The sequence below is a fragment of the Flavobacterium sp. AK-301 genome (genome assembly GCF_058310215.1).
Window position 1 is genome coordinate 80,692 of the sequence record NZ_JBZEES010000009.1, and the last position, 17,514, is coordinate 98,205.

Genomic DNA, 17,514 nt, shown 5'->3' on the forward strand with positions numbered 1-17,514 from the left:
CATTTTAAAGAAGGATTAGAAGAACGTTTAAAAATAAAAAAATAATGAAAAAAACAAGTATACTATTTCTTGTTTTTATATTTCTTTCATGTCAGCAAAAAGAACTGGAATTTATTTATTTACCTAAATTAAGCGGTAAAACAACTTCTACTTTTGATGATGAAGGAAGGAATATATATATATATAGAGAGACGAGTTTAGTTGATAATACTTATAAAGACCGGAAATTATTAACTCGAAAAATTATAGATTATTATAAAGAAAACAGGTTTGATTTATGTGAACTACCACTAAATTTTGAAGCCTATGGTTATATTTTTTATGAAAAAACCCGTTGTACCAGTTATTTTATAAATAAAGCAGAAGATCCGGGAGGATTTTCCAGTAAGATAATATATAATGATTGTACTGATGATGGAATCATTGATATTGTATATTGGAGAGATGAACAGGATCCCTGTAAATGGATTGCTAATGTAAAAAATTATAATATTCACTATCAGGATACTATTTATTGTGAAGGTTGTAAGGATAAAATCTATAATGAGGATATTAAATGGAGAGGAGATAAACAATGGGAATAGTACAGATTAGAAAATAATATATTTGATTATAATACCAGTAAGGTCTTTTTGTGACCTTGCAGGAGCGATAAATAGAAATAAAAAAACCTGTTCGGCAAAGGAACAGGTTTAATAATTTATGACAATATAGAGTTTATACTATTTCCAATTAGAAATTTGGACTCAGATTATATTTCTTATAGAAAGTATCCAGAACTTCCAGAACTTCATCTTCACTATCTACGAGTTTAATCAGATTCATATCCTCGGCGTTTATATTGCTGTATTTTTCTAATAATACGGTTTTGATCCAGTCTATTAGTCCGGACCAGAAATCAGTGCCGACTAATATAATAGGGAATTTTCCAATTTTTTTAGTCTGTATCAGGGTCATTGCTTCAAACAGTTCGTCTAAAGTTCCAAAGCCTCCCGGCATTACTACGAATCCCTGTGAATACTTAACAAACATTACTTTTCTGACAAAAAAGTAGTCAAACTGTAAGTTTTTGTCATGATCGATATAGGGATTAAAATGCTGCTCAAAAGGTAGCTCGATGTTTAAACCAACAGATGTTCCACCTCCAAAATGAGCTCCTTTATTTCCGGCTTCCATAATTCCGGGACCACCGCCTGTTATGACGCCATAACCTGCTTTAGTAATTTTATAAGCAATTTTTTCTGCTAGTAAATAGTATTTTTCATCCGGTTTTGTTCTCGCTGAACCAAAGATGGTAACGCAGGGTCCCATTCTTCCCATATTCTCAAAACCATTTACAAGCTCGGACATAATCTTGAAGATAGCCCATGAATCATTGGTTCTTATTTCTGTCCACGTTTTCTGATTAAATCGAGCTTTGATTCTCTCGTCATCATTTTCATATTTCTCTTTTGACATTTTTATTCTGATATTAATTGTACATACATACTAACTCAGTTCTTTTTTCAGAAACTGAGCTGTATAACTTTTTTTATTTTTTATAATTTCTTCAGGAGTTCCTTTTGCAATTAATTGTCCTCCGTTTTTACCGCCTTCATATCCAATATCGATAATATAATCGGCTAGTTTAATCACATCCATATTATGTTCGATGATTAGTACTGTATTCCCTTTATCTACCAGTTTATCAATTACTTCCATCAGAACGCGAATATCTTCAAAGTGCAGACCTGTGGTAGGTTCATCAAGGATATAGAAAGTATTTCCGGTATCTTTTTTAGATAATTCGGTTGCGAGTTTAATACGCTGTGCCTCTCCGCCGGAAAGGGTTGTACTTTGCTGACCAAGGGTAATATAACCTAAACCAACATCTTGTATCGTTTTTACTTTTCGATATATTTTAGGAATATTTTCAAAGAAAGGAACTGCTTCATCTACGGTCATATCCAATATATCGGATATTGATTTTCCTTTATATCGTATTTCCAGTGTTTCTCTGTTAAAACGTTTTCCCTGACAGGTTTCACATTCTACATATACATCCGGCAAAAAATTCATTTCGATCACACGAACACCGGAACCTTCGCAGGTTTCACAACGTCCTCCTTTTACATTAAAACTGAATCTGCCCGGTTTGTACCCTCTGATCATTGCTTCAGAGGTTTGTGTATACAAACTTCTGATCTCAGAAAAAACATCAGTATAAGTAGCCGGATTTGATCTTGGCGTCCGTCCAATAGGGGACTGGTCAATATCAATTACTTTATCAATGTTTTCCAGACCTTCTATTTTTTTATAAGGTTGAGGTTTTTTGACTGCATTAAAAAAATGAGTATTTAAGATAGGGTAAAGTGTTTCGTTAATTAAAGTAGATTTACCACTACCGGAAACTCCTGTAACACAGATCATTTTTCCGAGAGGAAGTTCAATGGAAACATTTTTTAAGTTATTACCGGTTGCTCCGGTCAGTTTTAATATTTTCCCGTTGCCTTCACGTCTCTTTTTCGGGATCTCGATTTTCTTTTCCCCATTTAGATAAGAAGCAGTAAGCGTATGGTGTTTCAGTATTTCGGCAGGTGTTCCGATACTGACGATTTCTCCGCCAAATCTTCCGGCAGCAGGACCAATATCGATTACATAATCCGCACGTTCGATCATATCTTTATCATGCTCGACTACAATTACAGAGTTACCGATGTCTCTTAGTTGCTCTAAAGAATGGATCAGTTTTTCATTATCTCTCTGGTGCAGACCGATACTCGGCTCGTCCAGAATATAAAGAACTCCGACTAATTGTGAGCCGATTTGTGTTGCTAATCTGATACGTTGTGCTTCACCGCCGGAAAGTGATTTTGAACTGCGGTTCAGTGCTAAGTAATTTAGTCCGACATCAAGAAGAAACCCTAATCTAGATTTTATTTCTTTAATGATTTCGCTAGCGATTATTTTTTGTTTTTCAGAAATATGCTGCTCTAAAGTTTCAAACCATTCTCCTAATTCGCTGATGTCCATTTCTGATAATTCAGCGATATTTCTTTCATTGATCTTAAAGTATAAAGCTTCTTTTTTTAAACGTGTACTGTTACATTCAGGACAACTAATTTCATCCATGAATTCTTTTGCCCAGCGTTTGATCGAAGTAGAACCACTTTCATCAAACTGGTTTTTAATAAAACTGGAAATTCCTTCAAAATCAATTTTATAATCCCGGGTAATTCCCAGAGTTTTTGATTCTACAGAGAATTTTTCTTTACCGCCATTCAGAATCATTTCCATTGCTTCTGCGGGAATAGTTTCGATAGGATCATTGATCGTAAAACTGAATTTTTCTCCAATAATTTCAAGCTGTTTGAATATCCAGGTATTTTTATATTCTCCCAAAGGAGCAAATCCACCAGCTTTAATGGATAGTTTTGGATCTGGAATGATTTTTATTATGTTGATCTCATTAACCGTTCCCAGACCATTACAATGATCGCAGGCTCCCTTTGGAGAGTTAAAAGAAAAATTGTTTGGTTCAGGATTAGGGTATGATATTCCTGTAGTAGGGCACATTAAATTTCTACTAAAATAGCGTACTTCGTTGGTATCCTGATCTAATATCATCAGAACATTATCTCCATGATGCATGGCAGTATTGATACTTTCCGTAAGACGTTTGTCATTGTCAGGAGTATCTTCAATGATCATTCTGTCAATGACTGTTTCTATATCATGTGTTTTGTATCGGTCTAATTTAAGTCCGCTTTCTATATCTTTGATTTCTCCATCAACACGAACTTTTAAAAACCCTTGTTTTGAGATCTGTTCGAATAGCTCACGATAATGACCTTTTCTGGATCGTATAATGGGAGCTAAGATATTGATGCGCCTACCTATATATTCCTGTATAATAAGTGCCTTAATCTGGTCGTCACTGTAACTGACCATTTTTTCTCCGGTATTATAACTGTAGGCATCTCCTGCACGGGCAAAAAGCAAACGGAGAAAGTCATAGATTTCTGTAATTGTACCTACTGTTGATCTAGGACTTTTACTGGTTGTTTTCTGTTCAATAGCAATAACAGGAGAAAGCCCGTCTATTTTATCAACATCAGGACGTTCCAGACTTCCAAGAAACTGACGTGCATAAGCAGAAAAAGTTTCTACATATCTACGTTGTCCTTCAGCATAAATAGTGTCAAATGCTAAAGAAGATTTACCACTTCCTGAAAGACCGGTAATTACTACCAGTTTTTCACGGGGAATAGTTACATCTATATTTTTAAGATTGTGTACTCGTGCACCTAATACTTCAATATTATCCTCTGACTGTATCATAATTTTTGGCAAAAGATACAAAGGTACTATTTTGATTTGAAGTGAAGAGTTTTTGATTTAAAGTTTGAGGTTAATAAGTCGAAAGTCCAATGTCGAAAGTCTTAAAATGAGGTTCAAAGGTTTAAAGGAACAAAGAAAATATTGAAAACTATTAATTATCAACTATTAACTATCAATTGAGAGGAAACTATCGACTAAAACACCACCCCGCCCTTTGGGCACCCCTCCAGAGGAGGGGAAGCTGTATTGTCATCTTACTTTTCACAAAAACTATCAACTATCAATTATCCATTATTAACTATACTTTCACGGTCCAGCCAAAAGTATCTTCGGCTAGTTTATATTGTATGTTGTTTAATTTTTCTTTTAGTTGTAAAGCAACGGAATCTTCTGTTTTTGGGACATCAAAATATTCTTCTTTATATGAGAATCCTGATATTGGACTTATTATAGCTGCGGTACCTGCTCCGAATATTTCTTTTAGAGTGCCATTTTTTGCAGCTTCAATAATTTCTGTAACAAGTATTGGTCTTATTACAATATCGACTCCGTCTCTTTTTGCAAGATCAATTAAACTTTTTCTGGTAATACCATCTAATATTCTTTCACTTGTAGGAGCTGTATAGATCGTATTATTAATTCTGAAAAAGACATTCATTGTTCCGGATTCTTCGACAAGAGTATTATCGGAGTTGGTCCAGATAACTTGTTGGAATCCTTTTTCATTTGCTAATTTTGTAGGGTAAAACTGAGCGGAGTAATTACCGGCAGCTTTTGCAGCACCAATTCCACCATCAGCAGCTCTACTGTAATATTCTGATATAATTACTTTTACATCACCGGAAAAGTAAGATTTAGCAGGTGATAAGATGATAGCAAAACGATATTCGTTAGATGGAGAAGCAATTACTCCTGTTCCTGTGGCAATCATGAAGGGTCTGATATATAGAGAACTTCCTTTTTCTTTCTTAACCCATTCTCTTTCCAAATTTAGTATTTCGTGTAGTCCACCTAAAAATATAGACTCAGAAATCTCGGGCATTGCCAGTCTTACAGCAGATTTATTGAATCTTTTAAAATTTTCATCTGGTCTGAAAAGCCAAACATCATCATTTGTGTCTTTAAACGCTTTCATTCCTTCAAAAATAGCTTGTCCATAATGGAACACTCTGGAAGAAGGATCCATTAAAAAAGGCTCATAAGGTTTAATTTGTGGTTTCCCCCAAACACCATCTTTATAATCACAAATTAGCATGTGATCTGTAAAAGTACTTCCAAAAGGAAGGTTCTCAAAATCTATAGTATCAATTTTTGAAGCTGGAACTTTTGTTATTTCAATTCCATTTACTGTGCTGTTTGTACTCATTATGGGTTTTTATTTATAAAATATAAATTTTAGGAGTTTATAAAATAAATCACTGAAATTTATATTTTACGATAGTTAATAACTGGGTCTATTATTTCCGCAAAAATAATAAAAAATAGAATGTTTCTGAGTTCTAATTATGAATAATATAATTTAAAACCGATTTTAAGATTTTTTTTTGATTAGAGAAAATAGTCACTTTGATATTGTTTAACCTAAAAAGGTATCAAAATCCGAATCTTAAGTAGTATCTCCTATGAAAAAAGAAGTATTAAGTTATTAATCTTAGAAGAAAATAACTGTTTAAAATTAATAATGAGGATAAATTAATTCTGTTTCTTAGTTGTATTTTTGTTTTTGTAAAATAAAAAGATCAAATCGTTGTTTCATGGTAAGTAATATAAAAGATTTTGATCCGGATATATAAATAAAAATATTTTGAAAAGAGAAATTATAACGACATCAGATGGTTCAACAACAATCTTTCTGCCGGAATGGAATGAGAGTTATCATTCTAAATTCGGAGCGATTCAGGAAGCCTATCATGTGTTTATCAAAAATGGATTGTCTTTGTTTTCTGAATCTCCGGTTTCAGTTTTGGAGATTGGTTTTGGAACAGGATTAAATACTTTTATTACTTTTTTAGAAGCAAAAAAAAGAAATATAGAGATACAGTATGTTGGAGTAGAAGCTTATCCTGTTGCATTAGAGGAAGTTTCTTCTTTTAATTATGTAAAAGAATTAGAAGCAGAAGAGTATCAGGATGTTTTTGATACTATTCATCAATCAGAGTGGGGAAAAGAAATTGTATTGGATTCTCTGTTTCGACTTATTAAGAAGCAACTTTTTTTTCAGGATATAAAAGAAGAGAATACATTTGATCTGATTTATTTTGATGCTTTTGGGTTTCGGGTTCAGCCTGAATTATGGAGTCCGGCTATATTTTTGATAATGTATAAAGCATTAAAACAGGAAGGAATGCTTGTAACATATGCAGCCAGAGGAGCTATTAAAAGAGCAATGCAAGAAGCTGGTTTTGAAGTTAAAAAGGTGCCGGGACCACCAGGGAAGAGAGAGATGATGGTCGCTTTTAAAAAAGCTATTTAACAATTTATAAAATGTAAATTAACTTTAAATTAGGAGTATGTGCCTTTTTATTGAGTATTTTTACAATACGTTCTTATTGAGAAAATGTCTAAACAATAAACAAAGATATATTATGTCACGACCAATGTTTACTTATACAAAAGCAATACTTGAGAGAGTAAGTTTTGATCCTTTGTTGTTTTTCAAGGAGTTAGAAAAAGCTGTAAAATCATTATTACCATATGAGATTGAAGAATTAAAAGATTGGTTATTAAATTATACAATCGGAAGACCGGAATTAAAAAAATGTCTGGTAATTGTTAATCAATAAAAAATAAAAAGGAGCCTAAACAGCTCCTTTTTTTGTTTTTTGAAGTGGGCTGATGATCTTTACATCCTGAAAAGCAATTGCTCCTCTAACTACACCGGATATTGTAGTTTTTAAAGCTTCAATAATATGTATTTTTAATTCACTTTTTGGATAAATGATACTTACTTCCCGGGCAGGAACGGGTTCATTGAATGAGCGTAGTTTGTTTTTCCCCTGTTCATTTATATCTAAAGTATGCAGGTAAGGGAGTAAAGTTATTCCTAAACCTTCATCTGCCAGTTTAATAAGTGTTTCAAAACTGCCGCTTTCTATCTGAAAATTATTAGTTGTGGCATTATTTGCATTTTTACATAAATTTAGAATTCCTTCTCTGAAACAATGCCCATCCTGTAACAGTAATATATTATCCGTATCCAGATCAGATACGTTAATTTTTTCTTTTGAATAATTACTGCTGTTTTCAGGAATATAAGCTACAAAAGGTTCATAATACAGAACAATCTCTTTAATATTATCTTCTTCCAGAGGTGTTGCGGCAATAGCAGCATCTAAGTGACCATTTTTAAGCTTTATTATGATATCTTCTGTATTCTGCTCTTCAATGATTAGTTTTACTTTTGGGTATTTTTTTACAAAGTTATTTAAGAACATAGGGAGTAGAGTAGGCATTACCGTTGGAATTATTCCTAATCTGAATTCTCCCCCAATAAACCCTTTTTGCTGATCTACAATATCTTTGATTCGATCGGATTCGTTGACTATATTTTTAGCCTGATTAACAATTTTCTGACCTATTTCTGTTAACTGAATTGGTTTTTTAGTTCTGTCAAATATCTGAACTTCAAGTTCTTCTTCAAGTTTTTGGATCTGCATGCTTAATGTGGGCTGTGTAACAAAACATTTTTCTGCAGCCAGAGTGAAATTTTTATTTTCTGCTACAGCGAGAACGTAATATAATTGCGTAATAGTCATGGTATAAATATTTTCGATAAAGATATAAAAACTATCAATTTCTTTTATGGTTAAACGGGTGAATTTTTCTTAAATTTGAAGTATTAATATAAATAAAATATGCATTATGAAAAATAATAGTATAGGATTGCCTATTAAAGAATCAGAAGTATTAGTTATACAATTAAATGAGTTGCTATCTAATTTCCAGGTTTATTATCAGAACATGAGAGGTTTACACTGGAATATTAGAGGTAAACGTTTTTTTGAATTACATGCTAAGTTTGAAGAACTGTATATTGATGCACAAACAAAAGTAGATTCAATCGCTGAGCGTATTCTTACTTTAGGAGGAACTCCGTTACATACGTTTGAAGATTACATTAAACATAATAAACTAACTGTTGGTAAAAATATTTCCAATGATGAGAAAGCAGTGCATCTGATAGTAGAGTCATTAGTCTCTCTTTTGGATATTGAAAGAGTAATTTTAGATAAATCAGATGAGGTAAATGATGAAGGAACAAACTCTATGATGAGTGACTTTATTCAGGAACAGGAAAAAACGATCTGGATGATGAAAGCATGGTTAGAAGAGGGAGTATAAAACTTTGCTTTTAATTATATAATCGGGTATTTAATTTCATTAAGTACCCGATTTTGTTTTTATATAAATTGGTGTAAAATGAGGTGTTAAAGCATATTTTGTCAGATTTTAGCTTAATTAAGTGCGTTTTGTAGCTTAATAGCATGTTAAATTTACATTAAATCTATTTATAATATTTTTAATTAAAAAAAGAAACAGTTATTATTGCACCATGAAATTTGCTGTGAAAATAGTATTATTGATGTTTATAACATTTCTTTCGACTCCTACCATAGTAGGAGTGCTGTCTGATGATGTTAATACTTCTATGGTTTACAGTATGAATGAAGAGAATTGTCATCATAAAGAAGTAAAAACTGAGGCACAGTCTATTATTTCAGATATTTTCTTTCTTGTTTTTTCTACAAAAGCACCTCTTATATTTTCTAACTACTTATTAAAGTATGATAATATATCGAAAAATATAGTATTACCCCCTCCTAACAGAATTTAATTTAAACGCTGTTTTGCGTATTGCAAAATGTATCAATTTGTCACTTTTTTTATAGTGATACTCATGTTTATTTTAAATTTTAAAAGGTATTGTAATGAAATCAATCCATCTTTTTTCCAATATTAAATCGGATTTTGCTTCTGGTTTAGTAGTTTTCTTAGTAGCTCTTCCTTTATGTTTAGGAATTGCGATGGCTTCAGGAGCCCCTTTATTTTCTGGTATTATTTCCGGTATAATAGGCGGTATCGTAGTAGGATATTTAAGCCAGTCCCATATTAGTGTTTCTGGTCCGGCAGCCGGATTAACAGCAATCATATTAACAGCAATTACAGATTTGGGAGCTTTTAATATTTTTCTTACTGCTGTATTTCTTGCAGGGTTAATGCAATTAGCTCTTGGTTTTCTCAAGGCAGGAAGTATTTCTAATTATTTTCCTACGAATGTAATTGAAGGTATGTTAGCCGGTATCGGAATTATCATTATCTTAAAACAAATCCCGCATGCTGTTGGTTTTGATAATGATTATGAAGGAAGTCTTTCTTTTGTAAACGCAGACGGATCAAATATATTCAGTTCATTTGTTGCTCTTTTTGAGCATTTTCAGCTTGGGTCAGTGATTATAACTTTAGTTTCTCTGACAATATTGATTTCTTGGGATAAAGTTCCTTTTTTGAAAAAACTAAAATTGGTTCCGGGAGCTTTAATTGCTGTGGGAATCGGTATTATACTGAATGAGATTTTTATTAGTACAGGGAGTTCTCTGGCTATTTCAGAAGAACATTTGGTTTCACTTCCAATGCCTGGTTCTATTGAGGAATTTAAGGCTATTATTGTAACTCCTGATTTTTCAGGGATACTAAATCCTCAGGTATGGGTTATTGCAGTAACAATAGCAATTGTGGCATCTATCGAAACATTATTATGTATTGAGGCGGCAGATCGAATGGATCCTCAGAAACGTTATACAGGTACAAATAATGAATTAAAAGCTCAAGGAATTGGTAATGTAATAAGTTCTTTGTTAGGAGGACTTCCAATGACTTCTGTGGTTGTACGTTCTTCTGCGAATGTAACTGCAGGTGCAAAAACAAAAATGTCAGCAATCATACATGGTCTATTACTTTTAATAAGTGTACTGGCTATACCGATGTTATTGAATAAAATTCCGTTGGCAACACTGGCAGCTATTTTACTATTAGTAGGGTATAAACTAGCAAAACCATCAGTTATAAGACATTTTTGGGAAAAAGGAAAGTATCAGTTTATTCCTTTTATTGCTACACTTTTAGCAGTCGTATTTACAGATTTACTAAAAGGAGTTGCTTTAGGAATAGTAGTAAGTATTCTGTTTATTTTGAGAGGAAATTTAAAGAGAGCCTACTATTTTAAAAAAGAAGAATACGTTGATGGAGATCTTATTACTATAGATCTGGCACAAGAGGTTTCTTTTCTGAATAAAGCAGCAATAAAAATGACTCTAGCTCATTTGCCAGCTGATTCAAAAGTGATTATTAATGCTTCTGATACGGTTTATATTGCACATGATATATTGGATCTTATAAAAGAATTTGGTACTGTCAATGCAAAAGAAAAGAATATAGAGCTGACATTAGTTGGTTTTAAAGAGGCTTATGAAATGACAAATACGGATCATAATCTGAATCATGTTGTAATAGAACATGAAAATATAGCAACCATAAGAAAGAATGCTATTTCATCTTATAAAGAAGTTATAACAGAATTAGAAAAAATACAAATTACAAAAACAGAAAAAAATTGTTAATTTTTCTTCTCGGAAATGAAATGACAATAATAATTTTACAATAATATATATAGTATATGAAAGCACATACAGCAGAAACACAGGCAACAATAACTCCGGCAAAAGCGTTACAATTTTTAAAAGAAGGAAATCAGCGTTTTATAAATAATTTAAAAGTAAACAGAAACTTATTAGAACAGGCAAATGATACTAAAGATGGTCAGTTTCCCTTTGCAATTGTTCTTAGTTGCATCGACAGTAGAACTTCTGCAGAATTAATTTTTGATCAAGGTCTTGGAGATATTTTCAGTGTCAGAATAGCGGGGAATGTTTTAAATGAAGATATTCTCGGGAGTATGGAATTTGCCTGTAAATTAGCCGGAACTAAATTAATTGTTGTTTTGGGACATAGTAATTGCGGAGCGGTAAAAGGAGCTTGTGCAGGAGAGGAATTAGGAAATCTGACGGGGCTTTTAGACAAAGTACAGAATTCTGTTGAAGAGATACGTATTGAAATGCCTGAAGCACCTTATAATGATCCAGAACTGATAGAAGCAGTGACAAAACATCATATTATAGATACAATGGACCAGATATTACTGAGAAGTCCGGTTCTAAGAGAACTTTTTGAAGAAGGAGAAATAGGAATTGCCGGTGGTTATCAGAATATTGAGACCGGAGAGGTTCTATTTATGAAAGAGGTTTTACATGATTGATTACTAGATTTTTAGATTATTGGATTTTTTGATAATCGAATATCAAGAAATATATATTTTATCCTAACAGGTTTTTTAACCTGTTAGGTATAATTTAAAGAATATACGATTTACGATTATCTGTTTTATTCTTCCTTATCCAGATTCTCATTAAATGCAGAAGGAAGCATCTGTGGAATGAATTTTATTAAAATAGGTAGTAATAAACTGCCCCCGGGTAGTAAGAAAATAGTTAATGACGGAATGGTTTTACAGATATCCAGTAATTGTTTTTTTACTTTTTTCTTTTCTTTTTCATCCAGATCTCTTCGGGTTGAATTAGCTAAAAGCACCATTAATTCACCACTTTCTGATATTTCTTTTAATAGTCTGTTCTTATTTCTTTTTATGAGCAGTATAACATTCTGAGTGGTCTGATCATAAAAATGTTTTACAGGATTAGAATAATTGAAATACGGAATCTCGTCTCTGTATTTACTAATAAATGTGGCTACAGCAGTTATACTATCGTCAATGCTGCTTTGGTCAACAGACATCAGGTCTCCTAACAGATATAAAAAGAAAGTTTCTGTTTTTTCCAGAACGGTATCACTCCACATTGCCATACCTGCGAGATCAATCAAATAGTATTTTTCCAAATCGGAAGTAAAATAATCAAGTTCCAGGTTTTCCAGATTCTGGGTGTCTACTTCAGAAAACTTAGTGAAACGTACAGATGCTCCGAACAGTTTAATTAACAGATCATCATATCTTGATTTATTGGTTTTTGTGGTTAGAGCCAGAGTTACAATACTCAGAATGGTTTCTTCTGTTTTTTTTAGATAGTTTTCCGGGATTTTATTATTTAAGATATATTGTCGAAAAGCCAGAATGTCAACAAATAATAAGGCATTTGTCAGAATATGAGAAAAGTTTTTACTAATGATATTATCATTGGTCTTAATCCGTTCTGCTATCATTTTTTCTAAAGCAGTTTCCAGGGCTTCATTCGGTAATATTTTTTTTAAAAGATTAAAACCGGAAGGTTGTAATTCTTTATAAAAAGCAACTACTTTTTTCATGAAATTTTCTGTAGCAGAATCCTGAGTTACTAATTGATAAACACCTAATAAACTGTTTAATAAAGCAACTTTAGAGAACTCTTCAGAAGTCCAGCCTTTTGTTTCAATTGAATTAAAGTTGTTAAAAGCAACTACATATCCATATACAAAACCGGTTTTTCTCACTGCTGTGTAGAATTCTTTTGAGGATGTATAAGGCGTAGGTAGAGAAGTCTGTTCTGATAACAATTTATCAATCCAACCGTTGGCAGAAGGGTTTATAATTATTTTATTCATAGTGTAAAATTAATCAAGATTTTTCGATTTTCAGATTTTTGGATAATTAGATTTTTCGAACGATCTAACACCCAAAAAATCCAATAATCGATTCTAGGCTGGTAATTAAAATTTCTGTAATTTTGTATATAGAAAAGCAATACCCATTTTTAAACTATTTATATGGATGTAAAGTTAAGATTAGCTGTTTTTGAAGATTTAGAATATATACTGGAAATAATAAATGATGCTATTATTAATACAACTGCTTTTTATCAGTATACCCCCCGCACTTTTGAAGAGCAGAAATTATGGCTGGATACAAAGCAAAAAGAGGGTTTTCCTGTTATTGTAGCTGAATATGATAATAAAGTGGTAGGATATGGGACATACGGATTATTTAGACTGCATGAAGGGTATAAATTCACGGTGGAGCATTCTATTTATATTTCTGACAAATGCAGAGGAAAAGGTATCGGGAAACAAATCTTAAAAGCATTGATTGAATCAGCTAAAGAAGAAGGGTATCATGTAATGGTTGCCGTTATAGATACAGATAATACAGGAAGTATTAAGTTTCATCAGGATTTTGGTTTTGAAGTAACAGGGGAATTAAAAGAAGTAGGATTTAAATTTAACAGATGGCTTAGTATTACTTTTATGCAGTTACTATTGGAGAAATAATATATTTTTAACTATTTGATAATCAGTTATAAAATAATTATATTTGTTAGAGTTTTTATTTTTTATACCATTTTGATATGCAAATTATTCCGGCAGTTTTAGACGATGTAACTATTCTTTTTAAATTATATGATGCAGCGATATTGTATCAGAAAACCAAGTTTGATAAATATTGGCAGGGATTTGAGCGTTCATTAATAGAAAGGGAAATTAATGAAGGGAGATTGTTTAAAATAGTTATAGAGGGAGAGATTGCCTGTATTTTTTCTATTGATTATCAGGATCCGTTAATATGGGGAGAAAAGGATAAAGATCCGGCTGTATATTTACACAGAATTGTAACTAATCCCAAATTTAAAGGCAGAGGTTATGTGACTGTTATTGCTGGCTGGGCTAAACAATATGCTTTAACGACAGATAGAGAGTATATCCGAATGGATACTTTTGGAGATAATAGAGAACTGGTTGATTATTATATTAAATGTGGTTTTGATTTTTTAGGCTTTTTAGATATTCAGAATACAGAAGGTTTACCAAAACATTATGAAGGAGCCCGACTGGGATTGTTTGAAATGGAAGTTTAGGACTCAGAAAGTAGAGTACTATTTTTCTTTATAATTGCTTTTGTCATAAAAAGTATTTATTTTTAATACAAATTTATTTTTTAGTTTGGTAATTATTAATTTAATAAGTAAGATGTATTGTTAATTTATAATTGTTTTTTGAAAATATATGTAATCCCAAAAACCCTATTATATGAAAATTCTAAAAACTTTTATTTTTGCTTTGCTTGGTATTATTGTTCTGATTTTAATTACAGGGCTATTTGTTAAGAAAGAATATGCTGTAGAACGTGAGGTTATAATTAATAAGCCCAGTTCTGAGGTGTTCTCTTATATAAAAATGCTGAAAAATCAGGATAATTTCAGTGTCTGGTCACAAGCTGATCCTGCTATGAAAAAAGATTTCAGAGGAACAGACGGATCAGTAGGAGCTGTTTTTACATGGGACAGTGCTAATAAAGAGGTAGGAAAAGGAGAGCAGGAAATTAAAAAGATTACAGAAGGAGAACGCATTGATTTTGAATTGCGTTTTATAAAACCTTTTAAATCAACAGATAGTGCCTATATGACAACTACAGCAATTGATTCTACTCATACTGAAGTAAAATGGGGCTTTAATGGTACGATGCCTTATCCTATGAATCTGATGCTTCCTTTTATGGATATGCAGGATATGCTGGGTAGTGCATTACAACAAGGTCTGAATAACCTTAAAACGACTTTGGAAAAGTAGCATCATATCCTAGCAGGTTTTATTTAACCTGTTAGGATTGAGATATATGATTGTTATAATTATGGATTAAATCTGTTTTGCATATTCAGAGATTTTATTTTCGCTTATTTGCTTTGTGATTTCAAGTAGTCGTTTTACTTTGGGCAGTAAAGCATCAATATCTTCTTTTGTTACTATGAATTGCGGATTGTAACGAGCCTCAATATAAGCGCTTTTCAACAGGTTAAACAATCGTTTTTCTTCTACAGTATCATTGGGGAAAATAGGAGGTAAGTCTGCTGAATATTTCTTTACAAAAGAAAATAATTTGGATAAATTATGCTGTTTAGGACTGGTTAACGTACAGACTAATCTAATAGTTTGAAAACTATTTTCACAGGCTTGATGAAGATTAAAAGATGTCATTTTATAATTCCCTCTGTTATAGGAATCGGTTGCACTATATAAAAAATTATTAGCCCATTCGTATTTGTCTTTAAAATATTCTTCTGCTTGTTGTTTTATTTCATCAAAACGAAGTTCACGTTGTTGGGCAAGAGTAAATTTTTCACTGTCATAAAGTAGAATTCCTTCTTCCATTATTTGGGTATAAAAATATCTTCCTTCATCAAGATGTTGGTTTAATCTTTTAATGTTTTCATGAATAAACTGAACAGGAGTTTGTCTTTCCGGGTCTTGATAATAGCTATTGTCAATTGCCTCAAGGTTTTTTTCGGTTTTTTGTTCCGTTATTCTATCCGTTACAACCAGAATATCATAATCACTTCTGTAAGAAGTAGGAATTCCAAATTCTACTTTTTCGTCATGATCTACATATTCATTTCTTGCATAACTTCCATAGAGAATAATCATTTGGGCTTGTGGTAATCTCTTTTTTATTTCTTCTACAAAACGATTGAGATCTCTTTGTTTTTTTTGTGGCAGATAAGCTATGGAATTCTTCATGGAGTGATTTAGGGGTTACAAAACAAAAATACTTCTATTTTTTGAGATTTATTTTTTACTAAAGTAGTTAAAAAATAAAACATTTCTTTAGTACCGGGGATAAAAATCCTTTTTAATTCGGATGGTGGAAAACGTTAAAGGTACTGAGAATTATTACTATGTATTTATTCTTTATTTTGTAAGGGACTTAAATTTTTTATATGTTATTGAATATATACTTAACAGCTTTCTAGGTATAGTATTTTTTACTCTTCTAAATTTTAGTTTTAACTAATTAATATAATGTTGTTTAATTGTATCTAATTAAATTAAAAAAAGCTGTTAGGAATATATTTATTGTAAGTAATTTCTTTCTTATGACTCCTTGTGCTCCCTCTTTTTAGTTTCCATATTAATTGTATTGATTAAATTTGTCTTCTAAAAATTAAAAGAATATTATATAATTACAATGAAAAATATATTTATTATATCAAGTTTATTATTTTTTAGTATTGTTTTTTAGTATTGTTTTTTCTCAAACCAGTATTGGAACACATACTCCTGAAGGCGCTTTGGATGTCTCTTATCCTAATAATAAATGGGGCTTAGTTCTTCCTCAGATTGATCGGGCGGAGAATACTGTGAATCCTGCAGGAAAACTTATAAAAGAAGGGACTATAGTTTATGATCTAGAAGAAAAATGTATTAGATATTTTAATGGCTCTAAGTGGAGCGGATGTTTATTAGCACTTAATCCTTTAAACCTGGAATGCAGTTCAGCTATTGTAAACAAGAATATTATTATAAATTCCGCAACTCCTGACGGAACAGTAGTTATTATTCCTTATTTTAATAAAGGAGATGTTTTAGCTTATGAAAAGTCTACTATTCAATCAGAGGGTGTAACCGGATTGAAGGCTATACTTTTTCCGGGTTCTCTTAAAAAGGGTTCAGGCGATCTGGTATTTTTTATTTCAGGAACTCCTTCTGCCAAAGGTGAGGCTAAATTTCCTTTGAGTATAGCAGGGGTAAACTGTGAGTTTATTATTCCCGTGAAGCATTATACAGAGATTGAAGCTCCGGCTATAACTAATTTTACTTGTGATATAAATGATCAAGTAAACTTTACTACACTAAATGGTAAGCATATAATAAACGGAGAAGAAGTAACCGCCACTTATACTTTTACAAATGTAACTGCTCTTATTGAAAAAGCTCCTAACTGTGGTGTGACTACAACAGATAATAGTTTCTGGTTAGGGAAGACTGCGAGTAGCAGTATTACTATTACTTTTTCCCGTCCTGTAACGAATATAGGAATTGCTTTTAGAGGTACAAATACTGGTGAAGCGTTTACCTTTACAACAAATGGAAAGCAATCCGTTCAACTAAAAGTTAATAGTGTTTGCCAAGACCAAATGAGCATTACTAATAATACAATGACATTTCCAGGAACGATTGTTTCTGCAGGTGTAGGTGGGAATATTACTGTAGGTGGAGAATGGTTTACAGAGTTAAAACTTGAACATAATGGAAAAGCATCACAAAACGGTGCTGTATTTACTTTCTGTTTAAATAATGCTGTTGCTCTGTAAATAATAAAAAAATTAATTTATATATTTTAAACCGTAAGTTCTAAACCTGCGGTTTTTTTATTCTTTT

17 protein-coding genes are annotated in these 17,514 nt (G+C 31.9%); 11 read left to right on the top strand and 6 right to left on the bottom strand.

All coding sequences use genetic code 11. The annotated features are described in order from the left end of the window. The first annotated feature begins 44 nt into the window (after window positions 1-44). Window positions 45-584: a hypothetical protein gene (locus tag AC4FQX_RS12005; RefSeq protein WP_491167946.1), complete on the top strand. Its 540-nt coding sequence runs from the start codon at window positions 45-47 to the stop codon at window positions 582-584. Window positions 585-732: 148 nt separating this feature from the next. On the opposite strand, the gene AC4FQX_RS12010 is transcribed toward AC4FQX_RS12005, so the two are convergent. The 3 genes from AC4FQX_RS12010 to AC4FQX_RS12020 all read right to left on the bottom strand — a co-directional run bounded on the left by AC4FQX_RS12010 (window position 733) and on the right by AC4FQX_RS12020 (window position 5,686). Further along, entirely contained in the window at window positions 733-1,458 is a 726-nt protein-coding gene (locus AC4FQX_RS12010; protein ID WP_491167947.1) for an LOG family protein, read from the bottom strand. Between the two features lie 30 nt (window positions 1,459-1,488). Next, complete coding sequence (gene uvrA, locus AC4FQX_RS12015; RefSeq protein ID WP_491167948.1) at window positions 1,489-4,320, bottom strand: excinuclease ABC subunit UvrA; 2,832 nt, start codon at window positions 4,318-4,320, stop codon at window positions 1,489-1,491. A 298-nt stretch (window positions 4,321-4,618) separates the two neighbouring features. Further along, window positions 4,619-5,686, bottom strand: coding sequence for a branched-chain amino acid aminotransferase (locus AC4FQX_RS12020; protein ID WP_491167949.1), 1,068 nt, complete (start codon window positions 5,684-5,686; stop codon window positions 4,619-4,621). A 438-nt stretch (window positions 5,687-6,124) separates the two neighbouring features. Between AC4FQX_RS12020 and mnmC2 the strand changes: the two genes are divergently transcribed. Both mnmC2 and AC4FQX_RS12030 read left to right on the top strand, forming a co-directional pair. After that, window positions 6,125-6,793, top strand: a complete 669-nt coding sequence (mnmC2, locus tag AC4FQX_RS12025; protein WP_491167950.1) for a tRNA (5-methylaminomethyl-2-thiouridine)(34)-methyltransferase MnmC2 — start codon at window positions 6,125-6,127, stop codon at window positions 6,791-6,793. Between the two features lie 112 nt (window positions 6,794-6,905). Beyond that, window positions 6,906-7,103: a hypothetical protein gene (locus tag AC4FQX_RS12030; RefSeq protein WP_491167951.1), complete on the top strand. Its 198-nt coding sequence runs from the start codon at window positions 6,906-6,908 to the stop codon at window positions 7,101-7,103. A 15-nt stretch (window positions 7,104-7,118) separates the two neighbouring features. Here AC4FQX_RS12030 and AC4FQX_RS12035 read toward each other — a convergent pair whose 3' ends face one another. Further along, on the bottom strand, window positions 7,119-8,075 hold the full coding sequence (locus tag AC4FQX_RS12035) for a hydrogen peroxide-inducible genes activator (protein WP_491167952.1): 957 nt from the start codon (window positions 8,073-8,075) through the stop codon (window positions 7,119-7,121). A gap of 106 nt (window positions 8,076-8,181) precedes the next feature. Here AC4FQX_RS12035 and AC4FQX_RS12040 point away from each other — a divergent pair, with 106 nt between their 5' ends. The 4 genes from AC4FQX_RS12040 (at window position 8,182) to AC4FQX_RS12055 (ending at window position 11,632) form a co-directional block, all read left to right on the top strand. Next, on the top strand, window positions 8,182-8,661 hold the full coding sequence (locus tag AC4FQX_RS12040) for a Dps family protein (RefSeq protein WP_491167953.1): 480 nt from the start codon (window positions 8,182-8,184) through the stop codon (window positions 8,659-8,661). A gap of 241 nt (window positions 8,662-8,902) precedes the next feature. Next, window positions 8,903-9,154, top strand: coding sequence for a hypothetical protein (locus tag AC4FQX_RS12045; protein ID WP_491167954.1), 252 nt, complete (start codon window positions 8,903-8,905; stop codon window positions 9,152-9,154). Window positions 9,155-9,248: 94 nt separating this feature from the next. Then, window positions 9,249-10,937: a SulP family inorganic anion transporter gene (locus tag AC4FQX_RS12050; protein WP_491167955.1), complete on the top strand. Its 1,689-nt coding sequence runs from the start codon at window positions 9,249-9,251 to the stop codon at window positions 10,935-10,937. Window positions 10,938-10,993: 56 nt separating this feature from the next. Further along, window positions 10,994-11,632: a carbonic anhydrase gene (locus AC4FQX_RS12055; RefSeq protein WP_491167956.1), complete on the top strand. Its 639-nt coding sequence runs from the start codon at window positions 10,994-10,996 to the stop codon at window positions 11,630-11,632. A gap of 125 nt (window positions 11,633-11,757) precedes the next feature. Here the strand turns inward: AC4FQX_RS12055 and AC4FQX_RS12060 are convergent, their stop codons facing one another. Further along, window positions 11,758-12,957, bottom strand: coding sequence for an LETM1-related biofilm-associated protein (locus AC4FQX_RS12060; protein ID WP_491167983.1), 1,200 nt, complete (start codon window positions 12,955-12,957; stop codon window positions 11,758-11,760). A gap of 174 nt (window positions 12,958-13,131) precedes the next feature. Here AC4FQX_RS12060 and AC4FQX_RS12065 point away from each other — a divergent pair, with 174 nt between their 5' ends. The 3 genes from AC4FQX_RS12065 (at window position 13,132) to AC4FQX_RS12075 (ending at window position 14,928) form a co-directional block, all read left to right on the top strand. Further along, the gene (locus AC4FQX_RS12065; protein WP_491167957.1) at window positions 13,132-13,632 is read left to right on the top strand and encodes a GNAT family N-acetyltransferase; all 501 of its coding nucleotides are present in this window, start codon (window positions 13,132-13,134) and stop codon (window positions 13,630-13,632) included. Window positions 13,633-13,709: 77 nt separating this feature from the next. After that, the gene (locus AC4FQX_RS12070; RefSeq protein WP_491167958.1) at window positions 13,710-14,216 is read left to right on the top strand and encodes a GNAT family N-acetyltransferase; all 507 of its coding nucleotides are present in this window, start codon (window positions 13,710-13,712) and stop codon (window positions 14,214-14,216) included. A gap of 172 nt (window positions 14,217-14,388) precedes the next feature. Next, window positions 14,389-14,928 (top strand): SRPBCC family protein, encoded by a 540-nt coding sequence (locus AC4FQX_RS12075; protein WP_491167959.1) that lies wholly within the window; start codon window positions 14,389-14,391, stop codon window positions 14,926-14,928. Window positions 14,929-14,994: 66 nt separating this feature from the next. Here AC4FQX_RS12075 and AC4FQX_RS12080 read toward each other — a convergent pair whose 3' ends face one another. Further along, the gene (locus AC4FQX_RS12080; RefSeq protein ID WP_491167960.1) at window positions 14,995-15,873 is read right to left on the bottom strand and encodes a HEPN domain-containing protein; all 879 of its coding nucleotides are present in this window, start codon (window positions 15,871-15,873) and stop codon (window positions 14,995-14,997) included. 491 nt (window positions 15,874-16,364) lie between these two features. Between AC4FQX_RS12080 and AC4FQX_RS12085 the strand changes: the two genes are divergently transcribed. Next, on the top strand, window positions 16,365-17,447 hold the full coding sequence (locus AC4FQX_RS12085) for a phage tail-like protein (RefSeq protein ID WP_491167961.1): 1,083 nt from the start codon (window positions 16,365-16,367) through the stop codon (window positions 17,445-17,447). The last annotated feature ends 67 nt before the right edge of the window (window positions 17,448-17,514 follow it).